Annotated in this window: 1 protein-coding gene; it reads right to left on the bottom strand. The window is 71.6% G+C overall.

The features are described 5' to 3' along the window. Positions 1-764, bottom strand: a 764-nt coding sequence (locus ACLF6P_RS29895; RefSeq protein ID WP_415954551.1) for a beta-ketoacyl synthase N-terminal-like domain-containing protein, incomplete at both ends; no start/stop codon positions are given.

A 764-nucleotide genomic window follows, 5' to 3' on the forward strand; every position in this document is an offset into this window, starting at 1 on the left:
GGGCGGTCAGGCCGTTGGACGCGCCGTCCTGGTTGACGGCGGAGCCCCGTACGACTGCCAGCACCTGGTGGCCGTTGCGGCGCGCCTCGGACAGGCGCTCCAGGAGCACGACGCCCGCGCCCTCGGCCAGCGCGAACCCGTCGGCCGACTCGGCGAACGCCTTGCACCGGCCGTCGGCCGCAAGCGCCTGCTGTCGGCTGAACTCCACGAACGACGTCGGCGTTCCCATCACCATCACGCCTCCGGCCAGCGCCATGGTGCACTCGCCGTTGCGCAGAGCCCGGGTGGCCATATGGAGGGCGACGAGGGAGGAGGAGCAGGCCGTGTCGACGGTGACGGCCGGACCCTCCAGGCCGAGCGCGTACGAGATACGGCCGGAGACGACACTGCCGGCGGTGCCGGTCAGGAGGTGGCCCTCGAAGCCGTTGGGACGGCCGCGGGTTGCACCGCCGTAGCCGGACGCCGCCGCGCCCGCGTACACACCGGTACGCGTACGGCGCATCATGGCCGGGTCGATGCCGGCGTTCTCGAAGGCCTCCCACGAGGTCTCCAGAAGGAGCCGCTGCTGGGGGTCCATGGCAAGGGCCTCACGCGGCGAGATCCCGAAGAACGCCGGGTCGAACTCCCCGGCACCTCGCAGGAACCCGCCCTTGCCTACGTACGAGGTTCCCCGGGTGTCCCCTGCCGCATGGCGGAAGACGTTCAGGTTCCACTGTCGGTCGGTGGGGACGGTGTCGATGGCGTCGTGGCCTTGGGTGACGAGG

This window comes from Streptomyces lothianensis (assembly GCF_047779955.1).
GTDB lineage: Bacteria > Actinomycetota > Actinomycetes > Streptomycetales > Streptomycetaceae > Streptomyces.